Source organism: Rhodococcus sp. NPDC019050 (genome assembly GCF_055664235.1).
In genome coordinates this window covers 19,964-45,050 of the sequence record NZ_JBVOON010000016.1, presented here as the reverse complement: position 1 = coordinate 45,050, position 25,087 = coordinate 19,964, and the positions used below count along the sequence as shown (strand labels likewise).

Below are 25,087 nucleotides of genomic sequence, written 5' to 3'. Positions count from 1 at the left end.
AAGTGATCCACACCAACTACGGAAGTGGTAGGAGTCGAACATGGGTCTCGAAGAAAAGGTGCCGAGCGGATTTCTGCTGAGCACGGTGGAGGCTCTCGCGGGATTCGCGCGCAAGGGTTCGCTGTGGCCGGCGTCCTTCGGTCTCGCGTGCTGCGCGATCGAGATGATGTCGACCGCCGGTGGACGCTACGACCTGGCCCGATTCGGGATGGAAGCGTTCCGCGCCTCTCCCAGACAGGCCGACGTCATGATCGTCGCGGGACGGGTCAGTCAGAAGATGGCACCGGCGTTGCGCCAGGTGTACGACCAGATGGTCGAACCGAAGTGGGTGCTGGCGATGGGGGTGTGCGCCTCCTCCGGAGGCATGTTCAACAACTACGCGATCGTCCAGGGCGTCGACCATGTGGTGCCGGTGGACATCTACCTGCCGGGGTGCCCCCCGCGCCCCGAAATGCTGATCAACGCGATCCTTGCGCTGCACGAGAAGATCGGGCGAATGCCTTTGGGCGCCAACCGGGCAGAAGCTGTGCGTGCCGCGGAAGAGGCGGCCCTCTCGGCTCGCCCGCTCATCGAACTGACGGTTCCCCGCCGATGACCCCCGATCGTTTCCCCGACAACACCGGTCGCGAACAGATCGACGTCCGGCGCGGCATGTTCGGCGCCCGCGACAGCGGCGACACATCCGGATACGGCCGCCTCGTACGGCGCATCAGCCTCCCCGGCAGTTCACCGCGCCCGTACGGCAGCTATTTCGACGACGTGGCCGACGCACTCGAAGATGTCCTCGGCGATTCCGAAGGGGCAGGTTTCGCCGACGCGGTCGAGAAGATCGTCGTCTTCCGCGACGAAATGACGATCCACGTGCGCCGGCAACACCTGCCTCGCGTCGCGCTCGAACTGCGCAACGATCCCGCCCTGCGTTTCGAGTTGTGCCTGGGAGTGAGCGGCGTGCACTACCCGGAAGAGACCGGCCGGGAACTGCACGCGGTCTACGCCCTGATGTCCATCACCCACAATCGGCGATTGCGGCTCGAAGTCGCCGCCCCCGAGGATGATCCGCACATCCCGTCGCTCTACGACATCTATCCGACCAACGACTGGCACGAGCGCGAAACGTACGACTTCTTCGGCATTCGCTTCGACGGCCACCCCGCACTGACGCGCATCGAGATGCCCGACGACTGGCGGGGCCATCCCCAGCGCAAGGACTATCCCCTCGGCGGCATCCCGGTGGAATACAAGGGCGCCACCATCGCGCCTCCGGACGAACGGAGGTCGTACAGCTGATGAGCGACAGAACAGCAACGACCGGTGACGCGCGCGACGAGACCGTCCTCACCACCTCCGGCCAGGACTGGGACGAGGTCGTCACGGCGGCCGCGGCGGCGGGCGAAGACCACATCGTGGTCAACATGGGTCCTCAGCATCCGTCCACGCACGGTGTCCTGCGTCTGGTCCTGGAGATCGACGGCGAAACCGTCACCGAAGCGCGGTGCAGCATCGGTTACCTGCACACCGGCATCGAGAAGAATCTCGAATACCGCAACTGGACGCAGGGCGTCACCTTCGTCACCCGGATGGACTACCTCGCACCGTTCTTCAACGAGGCGGCGTACTGCTTGGGGGTCGAGAAACTCCTCGACATCACCCATCTCGTTCCCGAACGCGCCGATGTCATCCGGGTGCTCCTGATGGAACTCAACCGGATCTCCTCGCATCTGGTCGCGCTCGCGACCGGCGGTATGGAACTCGGCGCCACCACTCCCATGTTGTTCGGATTCCGCGAGCGTGAATTGATCCTCGATGTCTTCGAAACCATCACCGGGCTGCGTATGAACCACGGATACATCCGGCCCGGTGGGCTGGTCCAGGACCTCCCGCCCGAAGCGATTCCTGGGATTCGGGACCTCTTGGCGGTCCTTCCCTCCCGCATCCGCGACATGGAAATGCTGCTCGACGATAATCCGATCTTCATCTCGCGCACCCGCGGCATCGGTTACCTCGATCTGACCGGCTGCATGGCGCTGGGCGTCACCGGCCCGATCCTGCGCTCGACGGGACTGCCCCACGACCTGCGAAAGGCGCAACCGTACTGTGGATACGAAAACTACGAGTTCGACGCCGTCACCGACACCGGCAGCGACTGTTACGGCAGATACCGCATCCGCATCGGCGAGATGAAGGAGTCGCTGAAGATCGTCGAACAGTGCCTCGACCGGCTTCGTCCCGGCCCGGTGATGGTGGAGGACAAGAAGATTGCGTGGCCCTCCCAACTGACCCGGGGTAGCGACGGTCTCGGCAACTCCCCGGAGCACATCCGCCGGATCATGGGCACCTCCATGGAGGGACTGATCCACCACTTCAAGCTCGTCACCGAAGGACTGCGCGTGCCCGCCGGGCAGGTGTACGTCTCGGTCGAATCGCCACGCGGTGAACTGGGGGTCCACATGATCAGCGACGGCGGCACCCGGCCCTACCGGGTGCACTACCGCGATCCGTCGTTCACGAACCTCCAGGCGGTGGCCGCGATGTGTGAGGGCGGCATGGTGTCCGACGTCATCGCCTCGCTCGCGAGCATCGATCCGGTCATGGGCGGGGTGGACCGATGAGCACCGAATACGTCCACGAAGGCGACACACCCGTTCCGACCGGAGGACAGGAACCGGTCTTCATTCAGCTCGGACCGCGACCGGAGGAAGACGCCGCGATCGTGCGCCCGGGCGCACGCCGTAGCTATCCCGACGACGTGCGCGCCCGGCTCGAGGCGGATGCCGCCGAGATCATCGGCCGCTACCCGCACGGCCGGTCCGCTCTGCTTCCTCTGTTGCACCTGGTCCAGGCCGAGGACAGCTACATGACGCCCGCCGGGATCGAATTCTGCGCCGAGCAACTGGGACTGTCGGGCGCAGAGGTCGCGGCGGTCGCCACCTTCTACACGATGTACCGTCGCAAGCCCACCGGGACCTACCACGTCGGGGTGTGCACGAACACCCTGTGCGCCGTCATGGGCGGCGACGAAATCTTCGAGGCCGTGCGGGAGCATCTCGGCGTCGACAACGGCGACACCACCCCCGACGGCGCCATCACCCTCGAACACATCGAGTGCAACGCTGCATGCGACTTCGCGCCGGTGATGACCGTCAACTGGGAACTGTTCGACAACCAAACCGTCGAGTCGGGGGTCGAACTCGTCGACAACCTCCGCGACGGGCGCCCCCCGCTGCCCACCCGAGGCGCCCCCCTCACCACCTTCTGCGACACCTCGCGACTGCTCGCCGGCTTCCCCGACGAACGCCCCGACGTGCTCCGAGGCGGCGGCAGCGCCGGCGACGCCTCGCTGGCGGGGCTGCGCATCGCCCGAGAGCACGACATGACCGCGCCCCCGCCGCCCCGCGACGGCGAGGGCGACATCGGAAACGTCGGGACCGCACTGACTCCCGTGCTCACCGGCCACTGGGACGAAGACGAGGCATGGACCCTCGACACCTATCGTCGTCATCACGGATACGAGGCACTGCCGATCGCATTGGGCATGGACCCCGACGACGTGGTGTCGGTGGTCAAGGATGCCGGTCTGCGCGGCCGCGGCGGTGCGGGCTTCTCCACCGGCACCAAGTGGTCGTTCATCCCGCAGGGTGACGACAAGCCCCACTATCTCGTCGTCAACGCCGACGAATCCGAGCCCGGCACCTGCAAGGACATCCCGTTCCTGTTCGCCACCCCGCACGCACTGGTGGAAGGCGCGATCATCGCGGCCTACGCGATCCGCGCGCGGCACGCGTTCGTCTACCTGCGCGGCGAGGCCGTTCCCGTGCTGAGACGGTTGCAGGCCGCCGTTGCCGAGGCGTACGCAGCCGGATACCTCGGACGCGACATCCTCGGCTCCGGATACGACCTCGAACTCGTCGTGCACGCCGGCGCCGGAGCCTACATCTGCGGGGAGGAGACGGCGCTGCTCGACTCGCTCGAAGGACGTCGTGGACAACCGCGACTGCGCCCGCCCTTTCCCGCAGTCGCGGGCTTGTATGCGTGCCCGACCGTGGTCAACAACGTCGAGTCCATCGCGAACGTGCCGCCGATCATCCGCAACGGCGTCGAGTGGTACCGGTCGATGGGGACCGAGAAGTCGCCGGGTTTCGCGCTGTTCTCCCTTTCAGGGCACGTCACCACGCCAGGCCAGTACGAGGCGCCGCTCGGGATCACGCTGCGGGAACTCCTCGAGCACGCGGGCGGTGTCCGCGCGGGGCACGAGTTGAAGTTCTGGACTCCCGGAGGGTCGTCCACGCCGATCTTCACCGCCGAGCACCTCGACACCCCGCTCGACTACGAAAGCGTGGCCGCCGCCGGATCGATGCTCGGCACCCGTGCTCTGCAGATCTTCGACGAGACCACCTGCGTCGTGCGCACCGTACTGCGGTGGAGCGAGTTCTACGAGCACGAGTCGTGCGGGAAATGCACACCCTGCCGCGAAGGAACGTGGTGGCTCGTGCAGATTCTGGAGCGGCTCGAGGCGGGCCGCGGTACCGAAGAGGACCTCGCCACCCTGCTCGACATCTCCGACAACATCCTCGGCCGTGCGTTCTGCGCTCTCGGCGACGGTGCGACGAGCCCGATCACCTCGTCGATCGCGTACTTCCGCGACGAATACCGCGCACACGTGGAACAGGGTCGCTGCCCCTTCGATCCGCACAGCGCCACGCTCGCCGCCGGCGCAGCACGCGAGGAGAACCGATGACCACAGCCCCGGACACGGACCCCGACGGCGCCACACCGGTGGCGCCCGAGCAGGTGACCGTCACCATCGACGACACCGAAATCCGCGTCGACAAAGGCACATTGGTCATTCGTGCCGCAGAACTCGTCGGCGTGCAGATACCTCGATTCTGTGACCACCCACTGCTCGATCCGGTGGGGGCGTGCCGCCAGTGCCTGGTGGACGTCGAAGGGCAACGCAAACCGCTCGCGTCGTGCACCACGGTCGTCACGGACGGCATGGTCGTGCGCACCCAGGCCACCTCGGAGGTGGCGGACAAAGCGCAGCGCGGAGTGATGGAACTGCTGCTCATCAATCATCCGCTGGACTGCCCGGTGTGCGACAAGGGCGGTGAGTGCCCGCTGCAGAACCAGGCACTGAGCAACGGCCGCGCGGAATCCCGCTACCTCGAGGAGAAACGCACCTATCCCAAACCGATCGCGATCTCGTCGCAGGTGCTGCTCGACCGCGAACGCTGCGTCCTGTGCGCGCGATGCACCCGCTTCTCCGAACAGATCGCCGGAGATCCGTTCGTCGACATGCTCGAACGCGGTGCCCGGCAACAGGTCGGCATCTATCCGGAGGAACCGTTCGAGTCGTACTTCTCCGGGAACACCGTGCAGATCTGCCCGGTCGGTGCACTGACCGGGGCGGCCTACCGGTTCCGGGCGAGGCCGTTCGATCTCGTGTCCAGTCCGAGCGTGTGCGAACACTGCGCCAGTGGGTGTGCGCAGCGCACCGACCACCGTCGCGGCGTGGTGCTCAGGCGCCTCGCCGGCGACGACCCGGAGGTCAACGAGGAATGGAACTGCGACAAAGGCCGATGGGCGTTCACCTACGCCACCGAACCGGACCGGATCACCGGACCACTGGTTCGCGACAACTCCGGTGAACTCGTCCCGGCGTCGTGGCCCATGGCGCTGGCCGTGGCGGCGCGCGGCCTGACCGCCGCACGCGGGTCGGCCGGGGTACTGGTCGGCGGGCGGCTCACCAGGGAGGACGCGTACACGTACGCGAAGTTCGCCCGGGTGGCGTTGGGCACCAACGACATCGACTTCCGGACCCGTGACCACTCGGAGGAGGAAACGGAGTTCCTCACGACACGGGTCGCCGGACGCGGCATCGGCGTCACCTACCGCGATCTGGAGAAGGCGCCGATCGTCCTGCTGGTGGGTTTCGAACCCGAAGAGGAATCGCCCATCGTGTTCCTCCGGTTGCGCAAGGCCGTCCGGAAGGGGAGCACCGCGGTCTGGGCGGTCGCGCCCTACGCCGGTGCGGGCACCGAGAAACTGAACGCGAGCGTGCTCGCGTGTGTGCCCGGAACGGAAGCCGACCTGCTCGACGCCTTGCGCGCGGGGGACATCGACGGCGTCGACGCCGACCTTCTGCGCCGCGACGGAGCCGTCATCATGGCCGGTGAGCGAGTCGCCGCTGCCCCCGGCGGACTCACTGCTGCCGCCCGACTCGCGGACGCGACAGGCGCACGCCTGGCGTGGATTCCCCGGCGCGCCGGAGAACGCGGAGCACTCGACGCGGGCGCCTTCCCGACACTGCTTCCCGGCGGTCGTCCCGTCACCGACACGGAGGCCCGACGCCAGGTCGCCGAAATGTGGAACCTGGACTCCGGGGACGCGCTCCCGGAGGTGCCCGGCCGCGACACCGCAACGATCCTCGAGGCCGCCGCGGCAGGGAACCTCGGTGCTCTCGTCGTCGCGGGCGTCGAGGTGGCCGACCTACCCGACCCGGAGGTGGCGCGGACCGCACTTGTCGCGGCGCCTTTCGTCGTCAGTCTCGAACTGCGGCGCAGCGAGGTCACCGACCGCGCCGACGTGGTGTTTCCCGTTGCACCCGTGGCCGAGAAGTCCGGCACGTTCGTCGACTGGGAAGGCCGGGCACGACCCTTCGGCACAGCCCTGCGCGACTCCGACGCCATGCCCGACCAGCGTGTCCTGCACGCGATCGCCGATGCCATGGACGTCGATCTCGGCGCGTCCGACACCGACTCGGCCCGAACGGAACTCGAACGACTCGGTGAGCGTCCGGCACCGGAAGCACCACTTCCTACCGTCGTCGCCTCCGATCGCGCGCGACCCGGTCCCGGTGAAGCGGTCCTGGCGACCTGGCGTCTGTTGCTCGACGCTGGACGCCTCCAGGACGGTGAGCCCAACCTCGCCGGGACGGCGCGAGCACCCGTCGTGCGACTGGCGGCGTCGACGGCCGCCGAGATCGGCGTCCGCGGCGGCGAATCGGTCACGGTGTTCACCGACCGCGGGGAGATCACGCTGCCCCTCGTGATCGACGCGCTGCCCGAACGTGTGGTGTGGCTCCCGATGGCGTCGCCGGGCGCGGGCGTCCACGAACACCTCGCCGCCACTGCCGGCGACGTGGTGGGCATCTGCGCGGCACATGCGGATTCGGAGGTGCCCCGATGATCGTCACGGTGTCCGAAGCAGCGGCCGTTCCCACGGCTCGTGAGGTCGACCTGTCGATGTTCGGGATCGACCCGTGGTGGCTCGTGATCGTCAAGGCCGTGCTCGTTTTCGCCTTCCTGGTGCTCACGACCCTCGTGCTCATCCTGGTCGAGCGCAAGATCATGGCGTGGATGCAGATGCGGGTCGGGCCCGACCGGGTCGGCCCCAAAGGGTTGCTGCAGACCGTCGCGGACGGCATCAAACTCGGCCTGAAGGAAGGGATCACGCCCAGCGGCGTGGACAAACCGCTCTACCTGCTGGCCCCGGTGATCGCGACCGCCCCGGCGCTCATGGCGTTCGCGGTCATCCCGTTCGGCCCTGTGGTCTCGGTGTTCGGGGAACGCACCCCGCTGCAGTTGACCGACCTGCCGGTCGCGGTGCTCTACATCCTCGCCGTCACCTCGATCGGCGTGTACGGCATCGTGCTCGCGGGGTGGGCGTCGGGATCGACGTACCCACTGCTCGGCGGTCTGCGTTCGACGGCCCAGGTCATTTCGTACGAAATCGCGATGGGGTTGTGTTTCGCCTCGGTGTTCCTGCTGGCCGGCACCATGTCGACGTCCGGGATCGTCGCGGGGCAGACCGGGACCTGGTACGTGCTGCTCCTGCTCCCGGCGTTCCTGATCTATTGCGTGTCGATGGTCGGTGAGACCAACCGGGCGCCGTTCGATCTTCCCGAAGCGGAGGGCGAACTCGTCGGCGGGTTCCACACCGAGTACTCGTCGCTGCGGTTCGCGATGTTCATGCTCGCCGAATACGTCAACATGACCACCGTGTCGGCGCTGGCCACCACGTTGTTCCTCGGCGGTTGGCGCGCGCCCTGGCCGCTCAGCATCTGGGACGGAGCCAACACCGGATGGTGGCCGCTGTTGTGGTTCGTCGTGAAGATCTGGATGGTGCTGTTCGTCTTCGTGTGGCTACGGGCCACACTGCCCCGGTTGCGCTACGACCAGTTCATGGCACTGGGATGGAAGGTGCTCATCCCGATCGCCGTGGTGTGGGTCATGGTCGTGGCGGTCATCGTCCTGCTCGCCGACCAGGGACGACTGCCTGCCACCGCGTCGCTCGTCGTCGCCGGACTCGCGGTCTCGGCGATCTCGCTCGGCTACCTCGGATATCGATGGCGCCGCCTCGCCGACCCGCGCAGCGGCCCGGACACCGGCACACCCGAGACGGACGATCCGCACGATCCGGCGGCCGGAGGATTCCCGGTGCCGCCGCTACCCGGTCGAGCGCACACCCCACTGCCCGAAAGCGCACCGGCCGCACAGCAGGAGGAGAGCAATGTCTGAGTTCCTCGGCCCCCTCGCGGGTTTCGGCGTGACCTTCTCGACCATGTTCAAGAAGCCCAACACCGAGTTCTACCCGGAGGAGAAGAACCCGACCGCGGAGCGCTTCCACGGCCGCCACCAACTCAATCGCTACCCGGACGGACTCGAAAAATGTATCGGGTGCGAACTGTGTGCGTGGGCGTGCCCCGCCGACGCGATCTACGTCGAGGGCGCCGACAACACCGAGGACGAACGATTCTCTCCGGGTGAACGATTCGGCCGCGTCTACCAGATCAACTACCTGCGCTGTATCGGGTGCGGGCTGTGCATCGAAGCGTGCCCCACCCGCGCGCTGACGATGACGAACGACTACGAGATGGTCGACGACAACCGCACCGACCTCATCTACGACAAGGACCGCCTTCTCGCGCCGATGGAAGAGGGCATGCAGCCTCCACCGCATCCGATGGCACCGGGGACCACCGCCGAGGACTACTACACCGGCGCCGTCTCGCCGGCCGACGACACCGATTCGGCGGCACCACCCGAGGCGGCCGATCCGGCGGCACCGAACGACGGGCAACCCTCATGAGTGCGACGGAGACGGTGCTGCTCGCCCAGGAACTCACCCGGACCTCGACCGGCGAAGGAGTGCAGTTCTGGATCCTTGCGACCGTCGCTGTCATCGGTGCGCTCGGCGTGGTCGGAGCCGCCAAAGCCGTGTATTCGGCGGTGTTCCTCGCCATGACCATGGTGGTCCTCGCCGTGCTGTACATCGCCCAGGGCGCGTTGTTCCTCGGGGTCGTGCAGATCGTCGTGTACACCGGCGCCGTCATGATGCTGTTCCTGTTCGTGCTCATGCTGGTGGGCATCGACTCGTCCGATTCCCTCGTCGAAACCCTGCGCGCGCAAAGGGTGCTCGCGATCGCGGTGGGAGTGGGATTCGGAGTGCTGCTGATCGGCGGCCTCGGAAACGCCGCGGTGACAGGGTTCGTCGGTTTCGACGCCGCCGACGCGTCGAGCAACGTCGAAGAACTCTCCGTACTGCTGTTCCTGGACTACGTGTGGGCCTTCGAACTGACCGGGGCGCTGCTGATCACCGCGACTCTCGGGGCCATGGTGCTCGCTCACCGGGAACGGCTCCGTCCGCGACGGACCCAACGTGAACTCTCCGAGGAGCGGTTCCGGACGGGTGGCCGGGTGACACCGCTGCCCGGGCCGGGTGTCTACGCCCGGCACAACGCGGCCGACGTCCCCGCCCTGCTTCCCGACGGTTCGTTCGCGGAAAGCTCGGTCGGTCCGCTGCTGCGCCGGATCGGACGCGACTGGGGGCCGGACGATCTCGGTGTCCGCGGTCCGGTGGACGAGGGGGAGACCGGCAGACCCCGCGACGAGGGGGAGACGCGGTGAACCCCGAGAACTACCTGTACCTGTCGGCGTTGCTGTTCACCATCGGCGCTTCCGGAGTCCTGCTGCGGCGCAACGCGATCGTCGTCTTCATGTGCATCGAACTCATGTTGAACGCAGCGAACCTCGCGTTGGTCACGTTCGCCAGGATGCACGGAAATCTCCACGGTCAGGTCTTTGCTTTCTTCACGATGGTGGTCGCCGCGGCCGAGGTAGTGGTGGGCCTCGCGATCATCGTCACGATCTTCCGGACGCGTCGCTCCGCTTCGGTCGACAACGCCGATCTGCTCAAGTACTGACGGTCGCCCCAAAAGGACGGTGAGAGTGACGAACCACGACGCGCCGAGAGGAGACACGACATGAACTCGTTCCCGTCCTCGGCACTCTGGTTGATTCCCGCGATTCCCCTGTTCGGTGCTGTCGTCCTGCTCCTCGCGGGCCGGCGCAGTAATCGGTGGGGTCACCTGCTCGGATGCGGCACCGCACTGGCGTCGTTCGTGCTCGGTGCCGCGGTGTTCGCCGAAATGCTCGGCGCGGACGCCGACGCCCGCGACTCGCGGCAGACCCTGTTCGAGTGGATTTCCGTCGGGCAACTCCAGGTCGACATGGGCCTGCGAATCGACCAGTTGTCGGTGTGTTTCGTGCTTCTCATCACCGGCGTGGGGACATTGATCCACCTCTACTCGGTCGGATACATGTCCCACGATCCCGAGCGGCGCAAATTCTTCGCCTACCTCAACCTGTTCCTCGCGGCGATGCTGGTCCTCGTCCTCGCCGACAACTTCCTCGTCCTGTACCTCGGCTGGGAAGGGGTCGGTCTCGCGTCGTATCTGCTCATCGGGTTCTGGCAGTACAAGCCGTCGGCCGCGACCGCCGCGAAGAAGGCGTTCGTGGTCAACCGTGTGGGCGACATCGGACTGCTCATCGCCCTCATGATCATGTTCGCCACCTTCGGCACCCTCGACTACGACGCGGTGTTCGCAGCCGTACCCGACGCGAGCGAAGGAATCGCCACGGCGCTGGGCCTGATGTTGTTGCTCGCCGCGTGCGCGAAATCGGCGCAGTTGCCGTTGCAGTCGTGGCTCGGAGACGCGATGGAAGGCCCCACTCCGGTGTCCGCGCTCATCCACGCGGCGACGATGGTGACCGCCGGCGTGTACCTCATCGTTCGAGCGAACGCGATCTTCGAGGCCGCACCCGCCGCCCGCGCGGTCGTGGTGATCGTCGGTGCCGCCACGCTGTTGTTCGGCGCGATCATCGGTTGCGCGAAGGACGACATCAAGAAAGCGCTCGCCGCCTCCACGATGAGCCAGATCGGGTACATGGTGCTCGCCGCCGGACTCGGGCCCGCCGGGTGCGCCTTCGCGATACTGCACCTGCTCACGCACGGGTTCTTCAAGGCCGGATTGTTCCTCGGCGCGGGCTCGGTGATGCACGCGATGAACGACGAGACCGACATGCGGCGGTTCGGTGCACTGCGCACGGTCATGCCGATCACCTTCGTCACGTTCGGCCTCGGTTACCTCGCGATCATCGGCGTGCCACCGTTCTCCGGTTTCTTCTCCAAGGACAAGATCATCGAAGTCGCGTTCGCCGAAGGCGGGGTACTCGGCGCGGTACTCGGCATCGCGGCGCTGCTCGGCGCGGGCTTGACCGCCTTCTACATGACCCGCGTGATGATCATGACGTTCTTCGGGGAACGCCGATGGGAGACGGACGCCGAACCGCACGAAGCGCCCCCGATCATGACGTGGCCGATGATCGTGCTCGCCGTCGGATCGGTCGGTGCGGGCGGCGCCCTGGTGGCGGGGGGAAGCCTCGAACACTGGCTCGAGCCCGTGGTGGGGGTCGCACACCACGGTGGCGGACTGCCCGTATGGCTCGTCACGGTGCTCACCCTCGCTGTGGTCGCTTTGGCTGTCGCAGCGGCGTACCGGCAGTACGCGACGCAACCGGTAGCGGAGTCCGCGCCCGCCGACGTGTCGTCGTTCACGACTGCTGCGCGCCGCGATCTCTACGGCGACACCGTGAACGAGAACGTCTTCATGAAACCCGGCCGGGTCGCGGTCGCCGGACTCGAGCAGGTCGAGAGCCGCGGGATCGACGGCGCGGTCACCGGAACGGCAGTGGCCGTCGGGGCACTGTCGCGCGGGCTGCGACTGCTGCAGACCGGCTTCGTCCGCTCCTACGCCCTCTACATGTTCGCCGGCGCGACGATCATCGTCGGCGCCCTGATGCTGGTGAGAATGTGATGGGGGTGAGGCATTCGTGACCACCGTGCCCTGGCTGACGATCCTGTGGGTCCTTCCGCTGATCGGCGCAGTGCTCGTCTTCGCTCTGCCCGCCCGGATGTCGGCTGGCGCAAGAGTGCTCGGACTCGGGACGGCTGTCGCCGTGCTGCTCGTCGGCATCGTTGTGGCCGTCGGGTTCGACCCGTCCGGCGACAGGTATCAGTTCGTCGAATCCCAGCCCTGGATACCGTCGTTCGGGTCCGCCTACCGGCTCGGAGTCGACGGCATCGCGCTCGTGCTCATCCTGCTCACGGCAGCCCTGGTACCGCTGCTCATGCTCGCCGGATGGCACGACGGCCGTGCCACCGACGACCGCGATGCGGACGGCGACGCGGAACCCTCACGCCCCCGTTCGGCGCACACCTACGTCGCGTTGATACTGCTCGTCGAGGCGATGGTGCTCGTCTCGTTCAGCACCCTCGACGTCCTGCTGTTCTACGTGTTCTTCGAGGCCATGCTCATCCCGATGTACTTTCTCATTGCGGGTTTCGGCGGCCGGGGAAGCGACCGCGCCGCGCGGTCGCGCGCGGCCGTGAAGTTCCTGCTCTACAACCTGCTCGGCGGTCTCGTCATGCTCGCCGCGATGGTCGGTCTCTACGTGGTGACCGCCAAGGCGGAACTGGGAATCGAACCGGGACTGGGCACCTTCGACATCCGGGTGATCACCGACGCTGCGGCGGCAGGGGAACTCGGTGCCGCGCCCGCGGTGCTCAACGCGCTGTTCCTCGGCTTCATGTTCGCATTCGCCGTGAAGGCACCGTTGTGGCCGCTGCACGCCTGGCTGCCCGACGCCGCGGTACAGACCACGCCCGTCGCCGCCGTACTCATGATGGCGGTCGTCGACAAGGTCGGAACCTTCGGCATGCTGCGGTACTGCCTGCAGTTGTTCCCCGAAGCCTCGGTGTATTTCGCGCCTCTGGTGGTCACACTCGCGGTCATCGGCATCGTGTACGGCGCGATGCTCGCCATCGGACAGTCGGACCTCATGCGCCTGATCGCCTACACCTCGATCTCGCACTTCGGTTTCATCGTTCTCGGCATCTTCGCGATGACCTCCCAGGGACAGACCGGTTCGACGCTCTACATGGTCAACCACGGCATCTCGACCGCCGCTCTGTTCCTCATCGCCGGATTCCTGGTGTCGCGCAGAGGTTCCCGCGCGATCGCCGCTTACGGTGGGGTGCAGAAGGTGGCACCGGTCCTGGCCGGCACCTTCCTCGTCGCCGGCCTGGCGACGCTCTCGCTCCCCGGCCTGGCACCGTTCGTGAGCGAGTTCCTGGTCTTCGTCGGTACCTACCCTCGTTACCAGGCTGCCGCCGTGATCGCGACGGTGGCGCTCGTGCTGTCGGCGCTCTACATCCTGTGGCTCTATCAGCGGATGATGGGCGGTCCCGTCCGCAGCGACACGTCCGCCGAACCGCGCGGCTCCGGTGTGACCGACCTGCTGCCCCGTGAAGTGGTCGTCGTGGCACCACTGATCGCGTTGCTCCTGTTCCTGGGCCTCTACCCACAGCCGGTGCTCGACGTGATCACGCCGGCCGTCGACGCCACGCTGGTGTCGATCGATCTGGATCAACCCGAACCGACAGTTCCGGCGGAAAGCCCGGTGGCCGAACCCGGTTCGGACAGCGGCACCGAGGAAGGGGCCCACGAGTGACACCTCTCGACGGCGGAGCCGTACTCGCACAGTCGTTGCCGGCACCCGACATCGACTACGGCATGCTCATGCCGATGCTCGTCGTGTTCGGGGCCGCAGTCCTCGGAGTGCTCGTCGAGGCGTTCCTTCCGTCCCGCGCGCGGTACGCCGCACACCTGGTTCTCAGCTTCGGAGGGCTGATCCTCGCGTTGGTTGCGGTGGTGGTGAAACGCACCCGGGGGCTGACGGCGGGTGGGGCGGTCGTGATGGACGGCGCAACCCTGTTCCTGCAGGCCTCCATCCTGGTGGTATCGCTGCTGTCCATCGCGCTCATCGCCGAACGCAGCGTCACCACCATCCCGGTAGCCGCGTCGGCACAAACCACCGTGTACACCGACGCGTTCGCGCCCCAGGCCGCCGCACTGCCCGGCAGCGCCGCCGAACGGGAGGCGACCGCGGCGGGCGTCACCCGCACCGAAGTGTTTCCCCTGGCGCTGTTCGCCGTCGGGGGCATGATGCTGTTCCCCGCCGCCGGCGACCTGCTCACCATGTTCGTTGCGCTCGAAGTCCTGTCGCTGCCGCTGTACCTGTTGTGCGGACTCGCCCGCCGCCGTCGACTCCTCTCCCAGGAGGCGGCACTCAAATACTTCCTGCTCGGTGCTTTCTCCTCGGCGTTCTTCGTATACGGGATCGCGCTCCTGTACGGATACGCAGGCACGTTGCAGTTGCCGGAGATCGCCGACGCGGTCGCGGCGGGAGCCGGAAACGAGACAATAGCCCTCATCGGCGTGGGCCTGCTCTCCGTAGGCCTGCTATTCAAAATCGGTGCGGTGCCGTTCCATTCGTGGACGCCGGACGTCTACCAGGGCGCGCCCACGCCGATCACCGCCTTCATGGCGGCAGCGACGAAGATCGCGGCATTCGGTGCACTGATGCGCGTGCTCTACGTCGCGCTGCCCGGTCTGCGCGACGACTGGCGCCCCATCCTGTGGGCCGTCGCGATCGCGACGATGCTTCTCGGCGCGGTGCTGGCGGTGACCCAGACCGACGTCAAGCGCATGCTCGCGTACTCCGCTGTCAGCCACACGGGATTCGTCCTCACCGGTGTCACTGCCGCGAACGCGGTGGGGGTGGCGTCCACCCTGTTCTATCTCTTCGCGTACGCGGTGGGCGCGGTTGGCGTGTTCGGGGTCGTCATGCTGGTCCGCGATCCGGACGGCGAGGCCTGGGAGTTGTCGCGCTGGGCCGGGCTGGGCAGGCGGTACCCCGCACTGGGGGCCGTCTTCGCGCTGTTCCTGCTCTCGCTCGCCGGGATCCCGCTCACCAGTGGTTTCATCGCCAAGTTCGCGGTGTTCGGCGCTGCGGTCGCGGGTGATGCGGTGCCGTTGGTGATCGTCGGTGTGCTGGCCAGTGCCATCGCCGCGTACTTCTACATCCGGGTGATCGTGCTGATGTTCTTCCGCGATCCACCCGACGACCCGCCGCAACTCGCGACGGCCAGCGCTTACACGGGCGCGGTGGTTGCGTTCTCCGCAGTGACGACCGTGCTGCTCGGCATCATGCCGTCGCCGATGCTGAACCTCACCGCACAGGCGGTCGGGTTCCTGCGGTAGCGCACCTCTGCTCAGACGCGATGCACGCTGTCCGATGCCAGGTGATGGGGAACCGTTGTGCCGGTTCGGGTCAGGTGGTCGGGATCCAGATCGAGGCGGCGCAGCAGCTGAGCGTTGAGTGCGACGACGATCGTGGAGATCGACATCAGGATCGCCGCGACCGCGGGTGAGATCGCGATACCGGCGAAGGCCAGCACCCCTGCAGCCAAGGGGACGGCGACCACGTTGTAACCGGCCGCCCACACCAGGTTCTGCCACATCTTCCGATAGCTGGCGTGGGAGAGTTCGATGATCGACAACACTGCGCGCGGATCGTTCGCCGCGAGCACCACACCAGCGGACTCGATGGCAACATCGGTGCCGGCGCCGATGGCGACACCGACGTCGGCTCGGGCCAGAGCAGGCGCGTCGTTGACGCCGTCGCCGACCATCGCGACCGTGCGGCCACGCTGCTGTAATGCGGCGACCTCGGCGTCCTTGTTCTCGGGCAGCACTTCGGCGAAGACTTCGTCGATCCCGAGGTCCGCGGCCACCGCCTCCGCGACCTGCCGGGCGTCGCCCGTGATCATCGCGACCTCGATCCCGCGCGCGTGCAGCGCATCGATAGCCCTGCGGGATTCCTCGCGAACAGTATCTTCGAGAGCCAGCGCACCGAGGACCCGGTCTGCCATCACCACATGGAGGACCGCCGCGCCGCGCTGCACCCATCCTCGGGTGACTGCAGTGACGTCCTCGGGCACGGACAACTGCAGGTCGCTGAGCATCGCCGGGCCACCGACGGACACTTCCGTTCCGTCGACGAGCGCCCGCACGCCCCGGCCGGGCAACGACCGGAACTCGGTGGCGGTGAGGTGTGCGGACGCGGAGACCCGGTCCTCGGCCGCAGCCACGATGGCGCGGGCGACGGGATGCTCGCTGTCCGCTTCGACCGCTGCGGCCAGCGCGAGGAGGTAGTCGTCGCCGGTGCCCGAGGTGGCCACTACCCCGGTGACGCGCGGGCGGCCCTCGGTCAATGTGCCGGTCTTATCGAAGAGCACCATGTCGACGGTGCGCATGCGTTCGAGCGCAAGCCGGTCCTTGACCAGCACCCCCGCTTGCGCGGCGCGCGCGGTGGAAATGGCGATCACCAGCGGGATCGCCAGCCCCAGGGCGTGCGGACACGCGATGACCAGCACGGTGACGGTACGCACGACGGCCTCGTCGAAGTTGCCCAGCAGCGACCAGATCACGAAGGTCAGCAGGCCGGCGCCCGCGGCGAAGTAGAACAGGAACGCCGCGGCCTTGTCCGCGAGTGCCTGGGCGCGGGAGGACGACGCTTGCGCGTCGGCGACCAAACGCTGGATGCCGGCCAGCGCGGTGTCGTCACCGACCGCGGTGACCCGCACTCGCAGGGCGCTGTCGGTGGACACCGTGCCCGCGACCACCGTGTCGCCTTCGCCTCGGGTGACGGTTTTGGATTCGCCGGTGATCATCGATTCGTCGACCTCGGCGCGGCCCTCGACGACGGTGCCGTCGGCGGGCACTCGCGCTCCCGCACGCACCAGCACCAGATCTCCCGTCGACAGTTCGGCGAGGGGGACTTCGCGGGTGCCGTCATCGGTGATCAACTCTGCCGTGTCGGGAAGCATCGCCGCCAGGGCCTCGAGGGCACCGGACGCCGAACCCAGGGCGCGCATCTCCAGCCAATGCCCCAGCAGCATGATCACGATCAGCAGCGCCAGTTCCCACCAGAAGTCGAGTTCGAACCCGCCGATTCCGAGCGTCGTGATCCACGACGCGACGAGTGCGACGGTGATCGCCATGGCGATCAACAGCATCATCGCGGGCCGGCGAGCGCGTAGTTCGGCCCAGCCGCCGGTCAGGAACGGCATGCCGCCGTAGAAGAAGATCACCGTGCCGAGAACGGGGGCAATCCAGGAGGCTCCGGGGAAGTCGGGCAGGTGATAGCCGAGCAGATCGGCGAACATGTGGCTGAATGCGACGACGGGCACCGACAGGACGAGGCTGACCCAGAACCGGCGACGGAACATCGCCGCGTGGTCTCCGTGTCCCATATGCCCGGCGTGGCCGCCATGTCCTGCATGGCCGGTGTGCCCTGTATCGGCCACATGCTCGGCGTGGGTGGCGTGCTCGGGGTCGGTGGCCGTGGCCGAGTCCGGATGGGAGTGAACGGGTTCCGGATGCGACATGAGTCTCCTCTCGACCGGCCGATCGGTCTGCCACCGAGTGGACCGGCAACCGGCAGTCTCGGCGCACGTGCACGGTGTTTCGATCGATTGTGCGCCCGCAGCGCCGACCCAGGGGCAGGTTGGGCGACTCCGTCGTCGTTGCACGAACCCCGGGTCGAGTGCTGTCATCGAACACACGGATCCACGGGAGGGGCAGAGGTGACTGCCGTCGACGAGTTCGAAGACCTGCGTCCGCTGCTCTTCGCCATCGCTTACCGCATTCTCGGGAGCGTCGCCGAAGCAGAGGACGCGGTCCAGGAAACCTGGGTGCGATACGACGCATCCGGAACCCGGCCGGACTCGCCTCGAGCTTTCCTGTCCACTGTCGTCACGAGGGTGTCGATCAATGTGCTCGAATCGGCCCGCGCGAGGCGCGAACAATATGTGGGCGAGTGGCTCCCGGAGCCGATTCTCGATGAGCCCTACGACGACCCGCAGCGCTCGGCAGAGTTGAGGGAATCTATTTCGATGGCGGCCCTGGTCCTGCTCGAGCGACTGACCCCGCTCGAGCGTGCCGTCTTCGTACTACGCGAAGCATTCGGCTTCGGTTTTGCCGAGATCGCCGACATCGTCGACCGGTCCGAGGCGGCGTGCAGGCAACTTGCGGTGCGAGCACGTCGGCACGTCGAGCACGGCGCGGCACGATTCGATGCCGATCCGCACGCCCACGAACGGCTCACCGCGAGGTTCCTGACGGCGTTTCAGGACGGCGACGTCGAGAGCATGCGTGAACTGCTCGCCGCTGACGTACAACTTGTCGCCGACAGCGGCGGCAAGGCGCCGGCGGTGCGGAAGGTGGTAGTCGGCGACGAGAAGGTCATGCGGTTGCTCGCCTCGTATGCCGCCCCCATGACGCAGATCGGCGTGGTGTTCGAACACCGGGACATCAACCGGCATCCCGGTGTGATCGTGCGGGACAACAGCGGTGCCATCGTGCAGGTGATGACCTTCGACATCGCCGACGGAAAGATCGGCGCGGTCCGGGTCGTGATCAATCCCGACAAACTCGCTCACCTGGGGCGGGTCGCCGACGTACGCGCACTCGCGCAGCAGTTGCGCGACCTGCAACGACCGTGATTCACGGTTTTGTTTTCCGCAGCAGTGTCACAAACACCGATCCTGCCTTGTCTTCGATGACGAGGGCTCGACACAGGGCCACGGACGGATCGGAGAAATCATGTCTCAGTCACGCCCCCACGTCGTCGTGATCGGCGGCGGATACGCCGGAACTGTTGCAGCCAGTCGCGTGAGCCGGAAGGCAGCAGTCACCGTGATCAATCCTCGGTCGCACTTCGTCGAACGGACCCGGCTCCACCAGTTCGCCGTCGGAAACCATCCTGCGTCCGGCGACTACCGCAAACTCCTGCGGAAAGGAATCGCACTGCTGGTCGACACCGTCACCTGCATCGAATCGCCCGCGCGGACCGTTCATCTCGCCACCGGCGGTTCCGTCGAATACGACTACCTGATCTACGCGGTCGGGAGCACCGCGACCCGTCGGGCCACGCTCCCGGGAGTCGACGAATTCGCCTTCCCGGTAGCGCAATTCGAGCACGCCGAGCGCCTTCGATCCGCACTGGAAACGCTCGACGCCGACGCGGTGATCACGGTGGTCGGCGCAGGGCTCACCGGTCTCGAAACAGCCGCGGAACTCGCCGAACAAGGCCGTCGGGTCCGTCTCGTGTGCAGCGGGGTGATCGGCCCGGCGCTGACCGAGAAAGCCCGCCGGGCAACGTACGGGCGTCTGTCGAACCTGCGCGTCGAGGTTCGCGAGAATGTGCGTGTGGACCGGGTCGGACCGGAGGAGCTAATGCTCGACGACGGCACCGTTCTGCCGAGCACGGTCACCGTCTGGACCGCCGGATTCGGAGTCCCCGAACTCGCCCGTGCGAGCGGTTTCAGCACGGACACGCTCGGTCGGATCCTCACCGACGAGACGCTGACGAGCATCGACGACGATCGTGTGATTGCCGCGGGAGATTGTGCAGCACCTTCGGGAGATCCGGTTCGGATGGCATGCCAGTCTGCACTTCCGATGGGGCTCACCGCGGCCGACACGGTTCTCAGCCGCATCGCCGGCAAGGAACCCGCGACTCTCGACTTGGGATTCAACGGCATCGGTATCAGCCTGGGACGGCGGTCCGGCGTCGTCCAGTTCCACGAACGGGACGACACGCCGAAAGATCGGGCATTTGCAGGCCGGATTGCAGTGTCGGTCAAGGATCTCGGGCTGAAAGCCGCCATGGCGGGTCTTCGCGTCGAAGCACTACGACCGGGCACCGTCTCCTCGTTCAAAGGCGGCAGGCATCTGTCGGATACCGCAACGCGGACCGGTGGCCCTGCTCCCGCCGCCACAGAGCAGTGACGAGCGGGCTGCGCGTGCTGCAGTCAGCGGCGTGGTGAAGTCAGCGGCGTGGTGCGGTCAGCGCGTCCACAGCCGCGGCTCGCGGTACCGCCCCGCGACCACCTGAGGCTCGACGGTGTCGTCGAACGCCTCGATCAGGTGCTCGGGAAACCACCGGGGGTTGGTGTCCGCGGTGGTCGCCACAACCGTCACCTGACGCTCCCGTGCCGTGACCGCCAGGTCGGTGAGTGCGGCTTGTGATTCGTCGTCCAGGGCCGCCACGGTTGCTGCCAGGTCGGCCACGAGCAACAGGCGAGGCCGCACCGCTGCGGTGACCGCGAGGTCGGCGACGACGCGGGACATCTGCTCGGATGTCACGGCGGAGAGACACGCGGGGGACTGCCGGGCATTGAGCCCCGTCAGCCAGCCGTGCCGACGGTTCGGATCGAGCACGGCCACGTCATGAGTGCCGCCCGATAACGCGTTCATGGCCGCCAGGTCGAGGGAGACGCTGGGTGGGGCGAGTCGCTCGTCGCGCGCTATGAGGAGATTGCGTCCGGCCGACAGATCCCAGGAGACCGGCATGCCTGCACTGTCGCGGCCGAAGGGAATGAGGGTGCGGCGGGTGGGAGCGGCCGCAGTGCATTTGGATGCGCCACGGGGCAGGCCTTCACCCGGCACCCGCGTCGGGCGTGCGGAGACAGCGCCGGAACAAGCTCGGGGTGCGGAGGGAATGACCGGGGGCGTCATGGCAGAAGTCCGTTCCGTGTCGGTGAGGTGCGAGGCAATCTCCGAACGGCGCAACCATAGACGCGACCCCCGACAGAATCCGTGCCCGCTGTCGTGAGCGGGACTGCGGTCGGTACATGCGATGCCCGGCCACTGGGAACGGGACCGCCTGCGCCACGGGCTACGGGTGTGGGGGCTCGCCCGTGACGACATGGTCGGCGTGGTTCATGCCCTCGCGGACCAGGCGGGCAAGGTGCCCGTCACGGATGCGGTAGATCACGCGCCGCCCTTCCTTGCGGGTGTCGACGAGGCCGGTGAAGCGCAGTTTGGCCAGGTGCTGACTGACGGCGGTGCGGGATGCCCTGCACGCATCGGTCAGGGCGGTGACATCGGCTTCGCCCTGCGTGAGCAGCCAGAGAATATGGAAGCGGGTCGGGTCGGCGAGCATCCGGAAGGTGGATGTTGCTGCGTCGAGCCGCTCCTGGTCCGGCGCGACCGGGTGGGTCAAGCTCGCGGATCGTTGTGCCGCTTCGACTCCCGGGTTCATCGTTCACGCCCTTCCTGCCGGTACCGACTCGGTGATCGGCTCGGTCCACGCGGGCCATGCCCGGGCAGCAACCAGTCCTGCGAGTGTAGCGAGGACAGCGAGCGTGACAGCCGCGATCGGCTGGCCTGCGGTGGCCCCGACCCAGCCCGCGATCGCGTAGGTGAAGAAGAAGCACGCGTGTGAAAGCGAGAACTGTGCGGTGAACACCGCACCCCGGTTCCCCGGGTCGGATTCGAAACGCAGCAGCCGCGCCGACGGTGTGCTGATCAACGACGTACCCATGCCCATGACCAGCCAGATCCCCGCGAGCAACAGCCATCCGGCGCCGGGGCCGGGGTCGGCGACCAGCAGCGCCACCGTCGCCGCCAGTCCGATCGGCAGAACGGCTGCGCCGGTGAGCATCACCTGGCGGTCCGGGATCCGGGCGAGCAGTCGTGGCAGCGTCAATGCCACGAGCATCGATCCGCCCCCGTAAATGCCGAGCGCAATTGCGACCCCCGTGTTCGAGCCGTCGAGGAGTTCGCGGACGTAGACGACGGTGTTGACCAGCACCAGCCCAGTTGCTGCCGCGACCGACAGGTTCAGTGCGAGAAGGCCCCTCAGCCGCGGTCGGGAAAACATCACCCGCGCCCCGAGAGTGATCCGATCCACCAGCGGGACCGAACGATCGGCGGGAGCGATCACCGGAAGAGTTGTGGAGACGACCAGCAGTGCGGACGCGACGAACCCGGCGACGGTACCGAGGAACAGGTAGTTGTAGGTCATCACCGACAGCAGCGCCGCAGCGAGAATCGGGCTCAGTAGCGACTCGAGGTCGTACGCCAGTCGCGAGAGGGACAGCCCCCGGGTGTAGTCGTCCTCGTCGACGAGCACCGAGGGGATCACCGACTGGAATGCGGGCGTGAATGTCGCCGACGCGGACTGCAACACGAAGATCAGCACGTAGATCTGCCACGGCTGATCGACGAACGGCAACGCCAGTGCGATCACCGCGCGCACCACGTCCGCACCCACCAACAGTGCCCGCCGAGGCACATGATCGGTCGCCGCCGAGACCACCGGTGCGACCGCTACATAGGCGACCATCTTGATCGCCAGTGCCGTGCCCAACACCGCGCCGGCCTGGGCGCCGGCCAGATCGTATGCGAGCAGGCCGAGCGCGACCGTCAGAAGGCCGGTGCCGATGAGCGCGACCACCTGCGCGGCGAACAATCGGCGGAACGTGCGATTCCGCAGGGTCGCGAGCACCCGACTACCTCCTGAACCATTCTGCTATCACCCACGATACGCCAATAGGTGCGCACCTACGCACATGTGTGACGAGGAAATTACGCGAATGATCCAGCCCCTACGGCGGTGGCCGATGAGTTCGCCGCGGGTTGCAAGTCCGTGTTGTCGAGACCCGGACGAAAGGCGACGACGATGCGCAAAGTAATTCTGTCTGTCATGACGACGCTCGACGGCTTCACGGCGGGACCGAACGGGGAACTCGAGTGGATCGACGTCGCGGACGACGAACTGGACTCTCGCATCGCCGACTTGCTTGCCGGGATCGACGGCATGTTCTTCGGGCGCGTGGCCTATGAACTTCTGGCGCAGCATTGGCCCGCCGCCGAAAACTCGAACAGGGAAATCGAAGCGCGGCAGGCGCGTCTGATGAACTCGCTGCCGAAGTACGTGCTCTCGCGTTCGTCACTCGCCACCGACTGGGGCCCGGCCCAGCGGGTCGGCGACGACCTCCCACGGGAGGTCGCGCAGATGAAGGAAAAACCCGGTAAGGACTTGGCCCTTTTCGCCGGGGCGACCGCGATCTCTGCCTTCGCTTCCCACAATCTGATCGACGAATACCGGCTGATGGTCTTCCCGGTGCTGCTCGACAAGGGAATATCGCTTCCGCCCCTGGGGCGCCGAAAACTGCGATTGGGGGAGTCGACGACGTTCGCGCGGTCCGGCGTCGTTCTCCTCCGCTATCTTCCTCGGGCGGAGGAGCCGACTGCGTAGTAGTTCTTCGACTTGTAGAAGCGAGGGTCCGTCGGCCGGGTGGGATTCGGGCGACTGAAGCGGATCGGCAGCATGCGCCCATCCCAGATCAGCGTTCCGGCGACCGCCGGGCCCGTGCATTCCGTGAAGGCGCGGGTCGGAGCTGACGGACTCACGGACTGTGCGATGTCCCCGGCGATTCTCCTCATGGAGCGCATTTGGGGCTCGGCATCGTGCACCGGGGAGCGCTCCGAAGCGTGCGGTCCGAGAACATCTTCCATCCCGGAGCCGTCACGGAACGGACTCCCCGAGCAGGACCCGCGCCGCTTCCTTCGCTTGTCGGGCAGGCTCGGGTGACCGCGAGATGGCTGCGGTCGCCATCGCACCGTTGGCCAGCAGCGCCAACTGTTCTGCCGTGGCGGGCGATTTCCCGGCAGCGGCGACGAGATCGCGCAGGTAGTCGAGAAAGGCCGCTTTGTGCGTGCGTGCGATGGCGGCGACGTCTTCGTTGATTCCGCCGAGTTCACCGAAGGTATTGATGAAGGTGCACCCGCGGAAGTCGTCGCGCCGAAACCAGTCGTCGAGGTAGTCGAACACCCCGAGAATGCGCTCGCACGGGTCGTCAAAGGGCTCGACGAAGGCAGCGATTTCATTGCGCACGGTGAGGTCGCGTCGCCGCAGCACCGCCTCGACCAACCGATCCTTGGAGGGGAACAGCCGGTAGAGGCGTTTGAGCGAGATTCCGGAATGCGTACGGATCGCGTCCATCCCGACCGCTTGCACGCCGTGCTCGTTGAACAGCGCCTCGGCTGCGTCCAGCAACCGTTCCTCGACTAGGTCCATGTCCGCCCCTCTTGCGTGGAGAACCATCGTTCTCTACTGTACCTCCTATCGGGAGAACGATCGTTCTCCGACTGAAGACGAGGAGGAGTCATGCCCAGCTTCACCACTCGATTCCGCACCGCGAGCATCGCCGGTCAGGAGATCTTCTATCGAGAAGCCGGAGATCCTGCCCACCCCACCCTGGTTCTGTTGCACGGCTTTCCGAGCAGCTCTCACATGTTCCGTAACCTGATCGCCGAGCTCGCCGACCGATTCCACCTCATCGCCCCGGACCACATCGGATTCGGGCACTCGTCCATGCCCGCAGTCGACGAGTTCGACTACAGCTTCGACCACCTGGCTGACGTCACGGACGCTCTACTGGAACATCTCGGGATCGATCGGTTCGCTCTCTACATCCAGGACTACGGAGCCCCGATCGGACTCCGAATCGCCGCCGAGCACCCGGAACGGGTCACCGCCCTGATCACCCAGAGCGGCAACGCTTATCGAGAAGGATTCACACCCTTCTGGGACGTGCTGTTCGCCCACGCGCGCGACCGTTCCGCACACGAGTCGGCAGTCCGCCGGCTGCTCGACCTCGAGGCCACCCGGTGGCAATACACCCACGGCGTGCCGGCGGACCGGCTCGACCGCGTCGCACCCGACACCTGGATCTCCGATCAGGCAGGGCTCGATCGCCCCGGCAACAAGGAGATCCAGTTGCAGCTGTTCTGGGACTACCAGTTCAACCTCGACGCATATTCCGACTTCCAGGAGTACTTCCGCCGCCACCGGCCTCCCACCCTCGTCGCATGGGGCCGCGGCGACGAGATCTTCGGGCCGGCCGGGGCGACGATGTTCGCCACCGACCTGCCCGACGCCGAGATCCATCTCCTCGACGCCGGACATTTCGCCCTCGAGACCCACGGGGAGGAGATCGCCGCTCTCGTCCGCGATTTTCTGCTCCGGAACCTCTGAGCCACCGAAAGAGC

The 25,087-nt window shown here is 66.8% G+C and carries 21 protein-coding genes; 16 read left to right on the top strand and 5 right to left on the bottom strand.

What is annotated here, in order from left to right; all coding sequences use genetic code 11:
- The first annotated feature begins 40 nt into the window (after positions 1-40).
- From AC0B44_RS16520 to nuoN, 12 genes are read left to right on the top strand one after another with little or no spacing between them, the layout of a single operon-like run.
- Positions 41-595 (top strand): NuoB/complex I 20 kDa subunit family protein, encoded by a 555-nt coding sequence (locus tag AC0B44_RS16520; protein ID WP_471903916.1) that lies wholly within the window; start codon positions 41-43, stop codon positions 593-595.
- Positions 592-1,287: an NADH-quinone oxidoreductase subunit C gene (locus AC0B44_RS16515; protein ID WP_471903915.1), complete on the top strand. Its 696-nt coding sequence runs from the start codon at positions 592-594 to the stop codon at positions 1,285-1,287. The genes AC0B44_RS16520 and AC0B44_RS16515 overlap by 4 nt, the downstream gene beginning before the upstream one ends.
- Positions 1,287-2,609 (top strand): NADH dehydrogenase (quinone) subunit D, encoded by a 1,323-nt coding sequence (gene nuoD, locus AC0B44_RS16510; protein WP_471903914.1) that lies wholly within the window; start codon positions 1,287-1,289, stop codon positions 2,607-2,609. Before AC0B44_RS16515 ends, nuoD begins: the two co-directional genes overlap by 1 nt.
- Positions 2,606-4,735: an NADH-quinone oxidoreductase subunit NuoF gene (nuoF, locus tag AC0B44_RS16505; RefSeq protein ID WP_471903913.1), complete on the top strand. Its 2,130-nt coding sequence runs from the start codon at positions 2,606-2,608 to the stop codon at positions 4,733-4,735. The genes nuoD and nuoF overlap by 4 nt, the downstream gene beginning before the upstream one ends.
- Positions 4,732-7,185, top strand: a complete 2,454-nt coding sequence (locus AC0B44_RS16500) for an NADH-quinone oxidoreductase subunit G (RefSeq protein WP_471903912.1) — start codon at positions 4,732-4,734, stop codon at positions 7,183-7,185. Before nuoF ends, AC0B44_RS16500 begins: the two co-directional genes overlap by 4 nt.
- On the top strand, positions 7,182-8,516 hold the full coding sequence (gene nuoH / locus AC0B44_RS16495; protein WP_471903911.1) for an NADH-quinone oxidoreductase subunit NuoH: 1,335 nt from the start codon (positions 7,182-7,184) through the stop codon (positions 8,514-8,516). The genes AC0B44_RS16500 and nuoH overlap by 4 nt, the downstream gene beginning before the upstream one ends.
- Positions 8,509-9,087: an NADH-quinone oxidoreductase subunit NuoI gene (nuoI, locus tag AC0B44_RS16490; RefSeq protein WP_471903910.1), complete on the top strand. Its 579-nt coding sequence runs from the start codon at positions 8,509-8,511 to the stop codon at positions 9,085-9,087. Before nuoH ends, nuoI begins: the two co-directional genes overlap by 8 nt.
- On the top strand, positions 9,084-9,905 hold the full coding sequence (locus tag AC0B44_RS16485; protein ID WP_471903909.1) for an NADH-quinone oxidoreductase subunit J: 822 nt from the start codon (positions 9,084-9,086) through the stop codon (positions 9,903-9,905). The genes nuoI and AC0B44_RS16485 overlap by 4 nt, the downstream gene beginning before the upstream one ends.
- Entirely contained in the window at positions 9,902-10,201 is a 300-nt protein-coding gene (gene nuoK / locus AC0B44_RS16480; RefSeq protein ID WP_471903908.1) for an NADH-quinone oxidoreductase subunit NuoK, read from the top strand. The genes AC0B44_RS16485 and nuoK overlap by 4 nt, the downstream gene beginning before the upstream one ends.
- A gap of 60 nt (positions 10,202-10,261) precedes the next feature.
- A complete protein-coding gene (nuoL, locus tag AC0B44_RS16475; RefSeq protein WP_471903907.1) occupies positions 10,262-12,154 on the top strand; it encodes an NADH-quinone oxidoreductase subunit L in 1,893 nt (630 codons plus the stop codon).
- Between the two features lie 16 nt (positions 12,155-12,170).
- Positions 12,171-13,850 carry an NADH-quinone oxidoreductase subunit M gene (locus tag AC0B44_RS16470; RefSeq protein WP_471903906.1) on the top strand — a complete coding sequence of 560 codons (1,680 nt, stop codon included), beginning with the start codon at positions 12,171-12,173 and terminating at the stop codon, positions 13,848-13,850.
- Entirely contained in the window at positions 13,847-15,442 is a 1,596-nt protein-coding gene (gene nuoN / locus AC0B44_RS16465) for an NADH-quinone oxidoreductase subunit NuoN (RefSeq protein WP_471903905.1), read from the top strand. Before AC0B44_RS16470 ends, nuoN begins: the two co-directional genes overlap by 4 nt.
- An 11-nt stretch (positions 15,443-15,453) precedes the next feature.
- On the opposite strand, the gene AC0B44_RS16460 is transcribed toward nuoN, so the two are convergent.
- The gene (locus AC0B44_RS16460) at positions 15,454-17,631 is read right to left on the bottom strand and encodes a copper-translocating P-type ATPase (RefSeq protein ID WP_471903904.1); all 2,178 of its coding nucleotides are present in this window, start codon (positions 17,629-17,631) and stop codon (positions 15,454-15,456) included.
- A gap of 198 nt (positions 17,632-17,829) precedes the next feature.
- On the opposite strand from AC0B44_RS16460, the gene AC0B44_RS16455 reads away from it, so the two are divergent.
- Together AC0B44_RS16455 and AC0B44_RS16450 are read left to right on the top strand one after the other, a co-directional pair.
- On the top strand, positions 17,830-18,747 hold the full coding sequence (locus AC0B44_RS16455; protein ID WP_471903903.1) for an RNA polymerase sigma-70 factor: 918 nt from the start codon (positions 17,830-17,832) through the stop codon (positions 18,745-18,747).
- 100 nt (positions 18,748-18,847) lie between these two features.
- Complete coding sequence (locus AC0B44_RS16450) at positions 18,848-20,035, top strand: NAD(P)/FAD-dependent oxidoreductase (protein ID WP_471903902.1); 1,188 nt, start codon at positions 18,848-18,850, stop codon at positions 20,033-20,035.
- Positions 20,036-20,092: 57 nt separating this feature from the next.
- On the opposite strand, the gene AC0B44_RS16445 is transcribed toward AC0B44_RS16450, so the two are convergent.
- The 3 genes from AC0B44_RS16445 to AC0B44_RS16435 form a co-directional block, all read right to left on the bottom strand.
- Positions 20,093-20,599, bottom strand: a complete 507-nt coding sequence (locus AC0B44_RS16445; RefSeq protein ID WP_471903901.1) for a hypothetical protein — start codon at positions 20,597-20,599, stop codon at positions 20,093-20,095.
- Positions 20,600-20,924: 325 nt separating this feature from the next.
- Positions 20,925-21,290: an ArsR/SmtB family transcription factor gene (locus AC0B44_RS16440; protein WP_471903900.1), complete on the bottom strand. Its 366-nt coding sequence runs from the start codon at positions 21,288-21,290 to the stop codon at positions 20,925-20,927.
- Positions 21,291-21,293: 3 nt separating this feature from the next.
- The gene (locus AC0B44_RS16435) at positions 21,294-22,538 is read right to left on the bottom strand and encodes an MFS transporter (protein ID WP_471903899.1); all 1,245 of its coding nucleotides are present in this window, start codon (positions 22,536-22,538) and stop codon (positions 21,294-21,296) included.
- Positions 22,539-22,712: 174 nt separating this feature from the next.
- On the opposite strand from AC0B44_RS16435, the gene AC0B44_RS16430 reads away from it, so the two are divergent.
- Positions 22,713-23,291 carry a dihydrofolate reductase family protein gene (locus AC0B44_RS16430; protein ID WP_471903898.1) on the top strand — a complete coding sequence of 193 codons (579 nt, stop codon included), beginning with the start codon at positions 22,713-22,715 and terminating at the stop codon, positions 23,289-23,291.
- A gap of 270 nt (positions 23,292-23,561) precedes the next feature.
- Here the strand turns inward: AC0B44_RS16430 and AC0B44_RS16425 are convergent, their stop codons facing one another.
- Positions 23,562-24,113, bottom strand: a complete 552-nt coding sequence (locus AC0B44_RS16425; RefSeq protein ID WP_471903897.1) for a TetR/AcrR family transcriptional regulator — start codon at positions 24,111-24,113, stop codon at positions 23,562-23,564.
- A 90-nt stretch (positions 24,114-24,203) separates the two neighbouring features.
- Here AC0B44_RS16425 and AC0B44_RS16420 point away from each other — a divergent pair, with 90 nt between their 5' ends.
- Entirely contained in the window at positions 24,204-25,073 is an 870-nt protein-coding gene (locus tag AC0B44_RS16420; RefSeq protein ID WP_471903896.1) for an alpha/beta fold hydrolase, read from the top strand.
- Positions 25,074-25,087: the final 14 nt, after the last annotated feature.

Coding starts and splice junctions, on each gene's coding strand:
- AC0B44_RS16515 (WP_471903915.1), top strand. CDS start 592: ATGACCCCCGATCGTTTCCCCGACAACACCGGTCGCGAACAGATCGAC.
- AC0B44_RS16425 (WP_471903897.1), bottom strand. CDS start 24,113: ATGGACCTAGTCGAGGAACGGTTGCTGGACGCAGCCGAGGCGCTGTTC.
- AC0B44_RS16430 (WP_471903898.1), top strand. CDS start 22,713: ATGCGCAAAGTAATTCTGTCTGTCATGACGACGCTCGACGGCTTCACG.
- AC0B44_RS16460 (WP_471903904.1), bottom strand. CDS start 17,631: ATGTCGCATCCGGAACCCGTTCACTCCCATCCGGACTCGGCCACGGCC.
- AC0B44_RS16445 (WP_471903901.1), bottom strand. CDS start 20,599: ATGCCGGTCTCCTGGGATCTGTCGGCCGGACGCAATCTCCTCATAGCG.
- AC0B44_RS16520 (WP_471903916.1), top strand. CDS start 41: ATGGGTCTCGAAGAAAAGGTGCCGAGCGGATTTCTGCTGAGCACGGTG.
- nuoH (WP_471903911.1), top strand. CDS start 7,182: ATGATCGTCACGGTGTCCGAAGCAGCGGCCGTTCCCACGGCTCGTGAG.
- nuoL (WP_471903907.1), top strand. CDS start 10,262: ATGAACTCGTTCCCGTCCTCGGCACTCTGGTTGATTCCCGCGATTCCC.
- nuoF (WP_471903913.1), top strand. CDS start 2,606: ATGAGCACCGAATACGTCCACGAAGGCGACACACCCGTTCCGACCGGA.
- nuoI (WP_471903910.1), top strand. CDS start 8,509: ATGTCTGAGTTCCTCGGCCCCCTCGCGGGTTTCGGCGTGACCTTCTCG.
- AC0B44_RS16485 (WP_471903909.1), top strand. CDS start 9,084: ATGAGTGCGACGGAGACGGTGCTGCTCGCCCAGGAACTCACCCGGACC.
- nuoD (WP_471903914.1), top strand. CDS start 1,287: ATGAGCGACAGAACAGCAACGACCGGTGACGCGCGCGACGAGACCGTC.
- AC0B44_RS16500 (WP_471903912.1), top strand. CDS start 4,732: ATGACCACAGCCCCGGACACGGACCCCGACGGCGCCACACCGGTGGCG.
- AC0B44_RS16420 (WP_471903896.1), top strand. CDS start 24,204: ATGCCCAGCTTCACCACTCGATTCCGCACCGCGAGCATCGCCGGTCAG.
- AC0B44_RS16450 (WP_471903902.1), top strand. CDS start 18,848: ATGTCTCAGTCACGCCCCCACGTCGTCGTGATCGGCGGCGGATACGCC.
- AC0B44_RS16440 (WP_471903900.1), bottom strand. CDS start 21,290: ATGAACCCGGGAGTCGAAGCGGCACAACGATCCGCGAGCTTGACCCAC.